Consider the following 6,717-nt stretch of genomic DNA (forward strand, 5'->3'; position numbering starts at 1 on the left):
GGGGCAAGGTGGGGGTTGGGGGTGCGGTCAGAAGAAGAGGCCGCGGCGTTGGATGGACTGGCGCAGCCAGCCGTCGAGCTGGGCGGCCCAGTCCGTCCGGTCGACCGTGGCGTGGTCGACGGTGAACCGGCCGAAGGCGTCCCGGCCCTCGGTGAAGACCCCGCCCCGCTTGTCGATCTCCAGCACCACCTGCACCTGCTGCGGGTCGGTGACGAAGGTGACCTCCAGCTGGTTGATCGCGCGCGCGTACTGCGGCGCCGGGTGGAACTCGATCTCCTGGTAGAACGGCAGGCTCTGCCGTACGCCGTAGATGTGCCCGCGCTCCACGTCGGCCCGGGCGAACCGGAAGCCCAGCCGCAGCAACGCCTCCAGCAGCCGCTCCTGGGCCGGCAGCGGGTGCACCGCCACCGCGTCCAGGTCACCCGAGTCGACCGCCCGGGCCACCTCCAGCTCGGTACGCAGCCCCATCGTCATCCCGTGCAGGTGCTGGCCGTACAGGTCGGTCAGCGGCGTCTCCCACGGCACCTCGAACCGGAACGGAATGTCGTACCGCTGCCCCGGCTCCAGCCGGAACGCCCCGGTGACCTGACGGCGACCGAACTCCTGATTGGTGTCGTAGTCGGCGTCCCCGCTCTCCACCTCGACCCGGGTGACCAGGCCGAGGGCCACGTAGGACACGTCCACCGCGTGGTCGCCGCCGGCCACCTGGATCCGGCCCTCCAGCTGACCACCCGGACGGCAGTTCGGGTTGGCCAGCACCGTCTCCACCGAGGGGCCACCCACACCCATCGCCTGCATGAGCCGCTTGAAGACCACCAAGTCCTCCGATCGCCTGTGCTGCCGCGCCCCGGTGGCCGGCCGCTGGCACGGTAACCGGGTCGGGCAAGCGACACCGCCGTTCCGTCGGTATTGCTGTCGGTTCCCCGATCGCCTCACTCCCGTTTCACGCCCCGACCGCCAAGCTGTTCCTCACCGGCACCACCGCGCCGGCACGCGGCACGGAACCCGGTACGCGGCACGAAGGACAACGGGGAGAGACCGAGATGGCCCTGCAGATGATCGAGCACCAGACCCGCCCGGCTGCCACCGTCGACGCCGAGCCCGGCACCCTGACCGATCTGGACGCCACCGACGAGCGCGGCGTCTCCACCGATCTGGTCCGGGCGTACCTGAACGGGATCGGCCGCACCAAGCTGCTCACCGCCGCGCAGGAGGTCGAGCTCAGCAAGCGGATCGAGGCCGGCCTCTTCGCCGAGGAGAAGCTCTCCACCTGCACCCCGGTCTCCGCGGAACTGCGGGCCGACCTGGCGCAGATCGTGGCCGAGGGCCGCGCCGCCAAGGACCACCTGCTGGAGGCGAACCTGCGGCTGGTGGTGAGCATCGCCAAGCGGTACACCGGTCGCGGCATGCCGTTCCTGGACCTGATCCAGGAGGGCAACCTCGGCCTGATCCGCGCGGTCGAGAAGTTCGACTACACCAAGGGCTACAAGTTCTCCACCTACGCCACCTGGTGGATCCGCCAGGCCATCACCCGCGCCATGGCCGACCAGGCCCGCACCATCCGCATCCCGGTGCACATGGTCGAGCAGGTCAACCGGATGGTCCGGGCCCGCCGGGAACTGTCGGCCTCGCTGGGCCGGGAGCCCACCGTCGCCGAGGTGGCCGCCGCGCTGGGCGTCCCCGAGTTCCAGGTGATCGAGCTGATCTCGTACGACCGGGAGCCGGTCAGCCTGGACCAGGCGGTCGGCGACGACGGGGAGAGCGCGCTCGGTGACTTCGTCGCCGCGGTGGACCCGCGTGCCGAGCCGGGTGACGCCGCCGCCAACGGCGAGCTGCGCAACGAGGTCCGGATCGTGCTGGCCACCCTCTCCCAGCGGGAGCAGGCGGTGATCCGGCTCCGGTTCGGCCTGGACGACGGCCGGCAGCGTACCCTCGACGAGGTGGGCCGGGAGTTCGGTCTGTCCCGGGAGCGGATCCGGCAGATCGAGAAGGTGACGCTGCTCAAGCTGCGCGCCCCGGAGCGGGCGAACCGCCTGGAGGCGTACGCCTGCTGAGCGGTCGGAATCGAAGGCCCCGGCGATTCGCCGGGGCCTTCGCCGTGTGGCGCCCTTGACTCTCCGCTGCGGTCGGGCAGGGTGCGAAGGTATGAACTGGACCCTGGAAGTGGTGGTGGTGCCGGTCTCCGACGTGGACCGGGCCAAGGAGTTCTACGCCGACCGCCTCGGCTTCGCCGTCGACCATGACACCCGGATCGGCGACGACGTACGGATCGTGCAGCTCACTCCCCCGGGCTCGGGCTGCTCGATCGTGATCGGCACCGGCGCGGTCCCGGACATGCCGCCCGGGTCGCTCAAGGGGCTCCAACTGGTCGTGCCGGACCTGGAGAAGGCCCGCGCCGAACTGGTCGAGCGGGGTGTCGACGTCAGCGAGATCCAGGTGGTGGGGCGCAATCCGCGCCCGGTGCCGCACCCGCTGGACAACGTCGGGTTCGTCTTCTTCACCGACCCGGACGGCAACGCCTGGGGGGTGCAGCAGATCTCCAGCCGCGGCTGACGCCGACCGTCAGAGGCGGCGCGGGCCGGTGTCGGGCCGGGGGGCCTCGATGCCGGCGCGGACGGTGGCGTGCAGCACCGAGATGCCGTCCGGGCGGGCCAGCACCGGGTTGAGGGTCAGCGAGCGGACCCGGGGCTGCTCGTCGGCGAGCCGGCCGACCCGCAGGAGCAGGTCGGCCAGGGCGGCGCGGTCCACCGGCGCGGCGCCCCGGTGCCCGCGCAGCAGCGGCGCGGCCCGCGGCTCGTCGACCAGCTCGGCGGCGTCCCGGTCGGTCAGCGGCACCGCCCGCCAGGCCCGGTCGCCGAGCAGCTCGGTGGCGACGCCGCCGAGCCCGAAGCCGACCACCGGCCCGAACGCCGGATCCTCCATCAGCTCCACCACGCAGGCCACCCCGGGCGGGACCATCGGCTGGACCAGCACCTCCGGGCCGAAGACCGGGGCCAGCTCCGCGTACGCCCGGCGCAGCGCGGCCGGGTCGGCCAGGTCGAGACGGACCGCCCCGAGGTCGAGGCGGTGCCGCAGGCCGGGCGCGGCGGCCTTCAACGCCACCGGCCAGCCGAGCCGCCCGGCGGCCTCCACCGCCTCGTCGGCCGTCCGCGCCGGCGCGGACTCCACCACGTCGATCCCGTACGCGCGCAGCAGCGCCGCCGGGTCGGCGCCGTCCACCCGGAACGCGGCCTGCCCGGCGGCCGGGTCCACCCGGTCCAGGTCGGGCAGCATGCCGGGCGGCCGGCGCAGCCAGTCGGCGTACGTGGTGACCCGGGCGAGGGCCCGCACCGCCTCCTCCACGCTCGGGTACGTCGGCACCCCGGCGGGCACCCGGCCGGCCAGGAACGTCGCCACCACCGGCTTGCCGGCGGCCAGGGCGTCGGGCAGGGCGGCGGTGAAGTCGGCGTCCGGGTCGGCGAGCTGGCCGGGCAGCGGCGGGGCGAACACGGCGACCACCCCGTCCACGCCCTCGTCGGCGGCGGAGGCGGCGAGCGCGGCGGCGAGCGCGGCGGCGGCGGCCCGGGGGCCCACGTCGCGGGGGTAGCCGTCGGCGATCACGAGGCCCTGTGCGGCGCAGGCGGTGGCGGCCAGCCCGGTCAGCGCCGACGAGTTGCCCACCACGGCGATCCGGCGGCCGGCCGGCAGCGGCTGGTGGGCCAGGAGCACGCCCACGTCGAGCAGCTCGGCGACGGTGTCCACCCGGATCACCCCGGACTGGGCGAACAGCGCGCTGACCGCGGCGGCGTCCAGCGCCGGCGCGTCGCCGACACCGGGCGGGCGGGCCAGCGAGGCGAGCGCCACCACCGGCTTGCTCCGCCCGATCCGGCGGGCCAGCCGGGCGAACTTGCGCGGATTGCCGAAGGTCTCCAGGTAGAGGGTGATGACGTCGGTGCGCGGGTCGTCCTGCCAGTACTGGAGCAGGTCGTTGCCGGAGACGTCCGCCCGGTTGCCAGCCGAGACGAAACTGGACAGGCCCAGCCCGCGCCGGGACGCCTCCGCGAGCAGCGCCACCCCGAACGCGCCGGACTGGCTGAAGATCCCCACCCGCCCGGGGGCGGGCAGCACCGGGGCGAGGGTGGCGTTGAGGCGTACCGCGCCGTCGGTGTTGGCGACGCCGAGACAGTTCGGGCCGACCACCCGCATGCCGGCCAGGTGCGCGGCGCGGACCAGGGCCCGCTGGGCGGCCGCCCCCTCCGGCCCGGCCTCGGCGAACCCGGCGGAGATGACGACCAGGCCGTGCGCGCCGGCCTTCGCGGCGTCGGCGACCACCTCGGTCACCGCCTCCGGGGCCACCGCGACGACCGCCAGGTCGATGTCGAGCCCGGCGTCGGCCGCCGACGGGTACGCGGGCAGCCCGGCCACCGTCGACGCGGTCGGGTGCACCGGCACGATCGCCCCGGTGAACCCGCCGTCGCGCAGGTGCCCGAGCACCGCCGCGCCGACGCCCTGCCCGGTGGCGCTGGCGCCGTAGACGGCGATGCCGCGCGGCGCGAGCAGCCGGGCGATCGAGCGGGCCTCGGTGCGGTGCTCCCGGCCGCGCTGCACCTCCAGGGTCGCCTCGGTGGGCGCGATCGGGAAGCTCAGGTGCACCACGCCGTCGGCGAACTGGCGCTGGACCTGGTACCCGAAGTCGGAGAAGACCCGCAGCATCGCCCCGTTGGCCGGCAACACCTCGGCGACGAAGTGCCCGATGCCGAACCGGCGGGCCGCGTCGGCCAGGTGCTCCAGCAGCACCGAGCCGATGCCCCGGCCCTGGTAGGCGTCCTCCACCACGAAGGCCACCTCGGCCTCCGGGGACCCGGGGCCGAGCCGCTCGTACCGGCCGACCGCCACGATCCGGCCGCCAGCCAGCACCACGAACGCCTCCCGGTCGCGGTGGTCGACGTTGACGAAACGCTGCAGGTCCCGCTCCGGGATGCGCGGGTACGGCGAGAAGTAGCGCAGGTAGCGGGTGCGCTCGGAGAAGCGCGCATGCATCGCCACGATCGCCGGGGCGTCGTCCGGGCGGATCTGTCGCAGCTGGACGGTCGTACCGTCGCTGAGCAGCACGTCCACCGGTTGTTCGACAGTGGTCACCGGTCGGTCCTCCCCACCGCCGGCTCAGTCCCGGGGATCGTGCGGGTCGAGCCCGAGCAGCGGGAAGGCCGACCGGCGGGTGGCCGCGATCGCCCGGCCCACCGCGTCCGGCTCACCGTTCGGCTGCCACGGCTCGTAGGACGGGTCGGCGTCGTCGGTCATCCGCAGCGGCACCTCCCGGCCCGGCCGCCGCGCGGCGGCCAGCTCACGCCAGGCCGGCGGGGTGAGCCGGGCCGGTTCGACCGGCTCGCCGCCGGCGATCGCGAGCAGGTGGGTCCACGCCCGGGGCACCACCTCGACCAGCGCATACCCGCCGCCGCCGAAGGCCACCCAGCGGCCGTCGCAGAGCTCGTCGGCGAGCGCCCGCAGCGCCAGGTAGGTGGCCCGCTGTCCGTCCACCGACAGGTGCAGGTCGGCGAGCGGGTCGAGTCGGTGCCCGTCCGCCCCGCACTGGGTGACCAGCAGCTGGGGCCGGAACGCGCGCAACGCCGCCGGCACGATCGCGTGGAAGGCCTGCTGCCAGCCGGCGTCGCCGGTGCCCGGGGGAAGCGGCACGTTCACCGCGCTGCCCTCCGCGCCCGGCCCGCCGGTCTCGTCGGGGAAACCGGTGCCGGGGAAGAGGGCGAGCGGGGTCTCGTGCAGGCTGATCGTGAGCACCCGCGGGTCGCGGTAGAAGATCTCCTGCACGCCGTCGCCGTGGTGCACGTCCACGTCCACGTACGCGATCCGCTCCGCGCCGAGGTCGAGCAGGCGGGCGATGGCCACCGCCGGGTCGTTGTAGACGCAGAAGCCGGCGGCCCGGGCGGGCATCGCGTGGTGCAGGCCGCCGGCGACGTTGACCGCCCGGCGGGCGTCGCCGCGCCACACCGCCTCCGCCGCGGCCACGCTGGCCCCGGCGATCAGCGCGCTCGACTCGTGCATGCCGTCGAAGACCGGGTTGTCCGAAGTGCCCAGGCCGAAGCCGGCGAAGAACGGGTCGCGCGGCGCGGCCCGGACCGCGTCCAGGTACCGGGGGTCGTGCACCCGGGTCAGCAGCGCGTCGTCGGCCGGTTCCGGCTTGACCAGGCGGACCCCGGGTCGGTCCAGCACGCCGAGTTCGCGGGCGAGCGCGATGGTCAGCTCGACCCGGACCGGGTCGAGGGGATGGTCACCCATGTCGTAGGCGAGGAGGGCCTCGTCCCACACCACCACCGTGTCGTCGGCCATGGGGTCATCGTCGCACGAGGCCCGCGGCGCACCCACCGCACGCGCTGCTCACCGGCCGGGGGCCTCCCCGGTGGCGACCGGACGGGCCGGGTCGGCGACCCAGTTGCTCCACGAGCCGACGTAGAGCGCGGCGTCCGGCCGGCCGGCGAGGTGCAGCGCGAGGACGGCCTGGGCGGCGGTCACCCCGGATCCGCAGTACGCCCCGACGGGCGCGGCGTCGGTCACGCCCGCCGCGGCGAACCGCTCGCGCAGCCCCTCGACGGTCGGGAAGCGGCCGGCGTCGACGTACCCGGGGGCGGGGAGGTTCACCGCCCCCGGCACGTGCCCGGCGACCGGGTCGATCGGCTCGGTCTCGCCCCGGTAGCGCGGCGCGGCGCGCACGTCGAGCAGCAC

The 6,717-nt window shown here is 75.0% G+C and carries 6 protein-coding genes; 2 read left to right on the forward strand and 4 right to left on the reverse strand.

What is annotated here, in order from left to right:
• Positions 1 to 27: 27 nt before the first annotated feature.
• Entirely contained in the window at positions 28 to 816 is a 789-nt protein-coding gene (locus DKT69_RS33115; protein ID WP_109805349.1) for a sporulation protein, read from the reverse strand.
• Positions 817 to 1,043: 227 nt separating this feature from the next.
• On the opposite strand from DKT69_RS33115, the gene sigB reads away from it, so the two are divergent.
• Both sigB and DKT69_RS33125 read left to right on the forward strand, forming a co-directional pair.
• On the forward strand, positions 1,044 to 2,054 hold the full coding sequence (sigB, locus tag DKT69_RS33120; RefSeq protein WP_438361899.1) for an RNA polymerase sigma factor SigB: 1,011 nt from the start codon (positions 1,044 to 1,046) through the stop codon (positions 2,052 to 2,054).
• 91 nt (positions 2,055 to 2,145) lie between these two features.
• Entirely contained in the window at positions 2,146 to 2,553 is a 408-nt protein-coding gene (locus tag DKT69_RS33125; protein WP_109805350.1) for a VOC family protein, read from the forward strand.
• 9 nt (positions 2,554 to 2,562) lie between these two features.
• Here DKT69_RS33125 and DKT69_RS33130 read toward each other — a convergent pair whose 3' ends face one another.
• From DKT69_RS33130 to DKT69_RS33140, 3 genes are all read right to left on the reverse strand, one after another.
• On the reverse strand, positions 2,563 to 5,118 hold the full coding sequence (locus DKT69_RS33130; RefSeq protein ID WP_109805351.1) for a bifunctional acetate--CoA ligase family protein/GNAT family N-acetyltransferase: 2,556 nt from the start codon (positions 5,116 to 5,118) through the stop codon (positions 2,563 to 2,565).
• A gap of 24 nt (positions 5,119 to 5,142) precedes the next feature.
• Complete coding sequence (locus DKT69_RS33135; protein WP_109805352.1) at positions 5,143 to 6,324, reverse strand: acetoin utilization protein AcuC; 1,182 nt, start codon at positions 6,322 to 6,324, stop codon at positions 5,143 to 5,145.
• A gap of 48 nt (positions 6,325 to 6,372) precedes the next feature.
• Positions 6,373 to 6,717 (reverse strand): sulfurtransferase (locus tag DKT69_RS33140; RefSeq protein ID WP_255420248.1); only part of this gene is annotated, 345 nt, incomplete at its 5' end.

Source organism: Micromonospora sicca (genome assembly GCF_003172935.1).
In the GTDB taxonomy this organism is placed as follows: domain Bacteria; phylum Actinomycetota; class Actinomycetes; order Mycobacteriales; family Micromonosporaceae; genus Micromonospora; species Micromonospora sicca.

Coding starts and splice junctions, on each gene's coding strand:
- sigB (WP_438361899.1), top strand. CDS start 1,044: ATGGCCCTGCAGATGATCGAGCACCAGACCCGCCCGGCTGCCACCGTC.
- DKT69_RS33125 (WP_109805350.1), top strand. CDS start 2,146: ATGAACTGGACCCTGGAAGTGGTGGTGGTGCCGGTCTCCGACGTGGAC.
- DKT69_RS33135 (WP_109805352.1), bottom strand. CDS start 6,324: ATGGCCGACGACACGGTGGTGGTGTGGGACGAGGCCCTCCTCGCCTAC.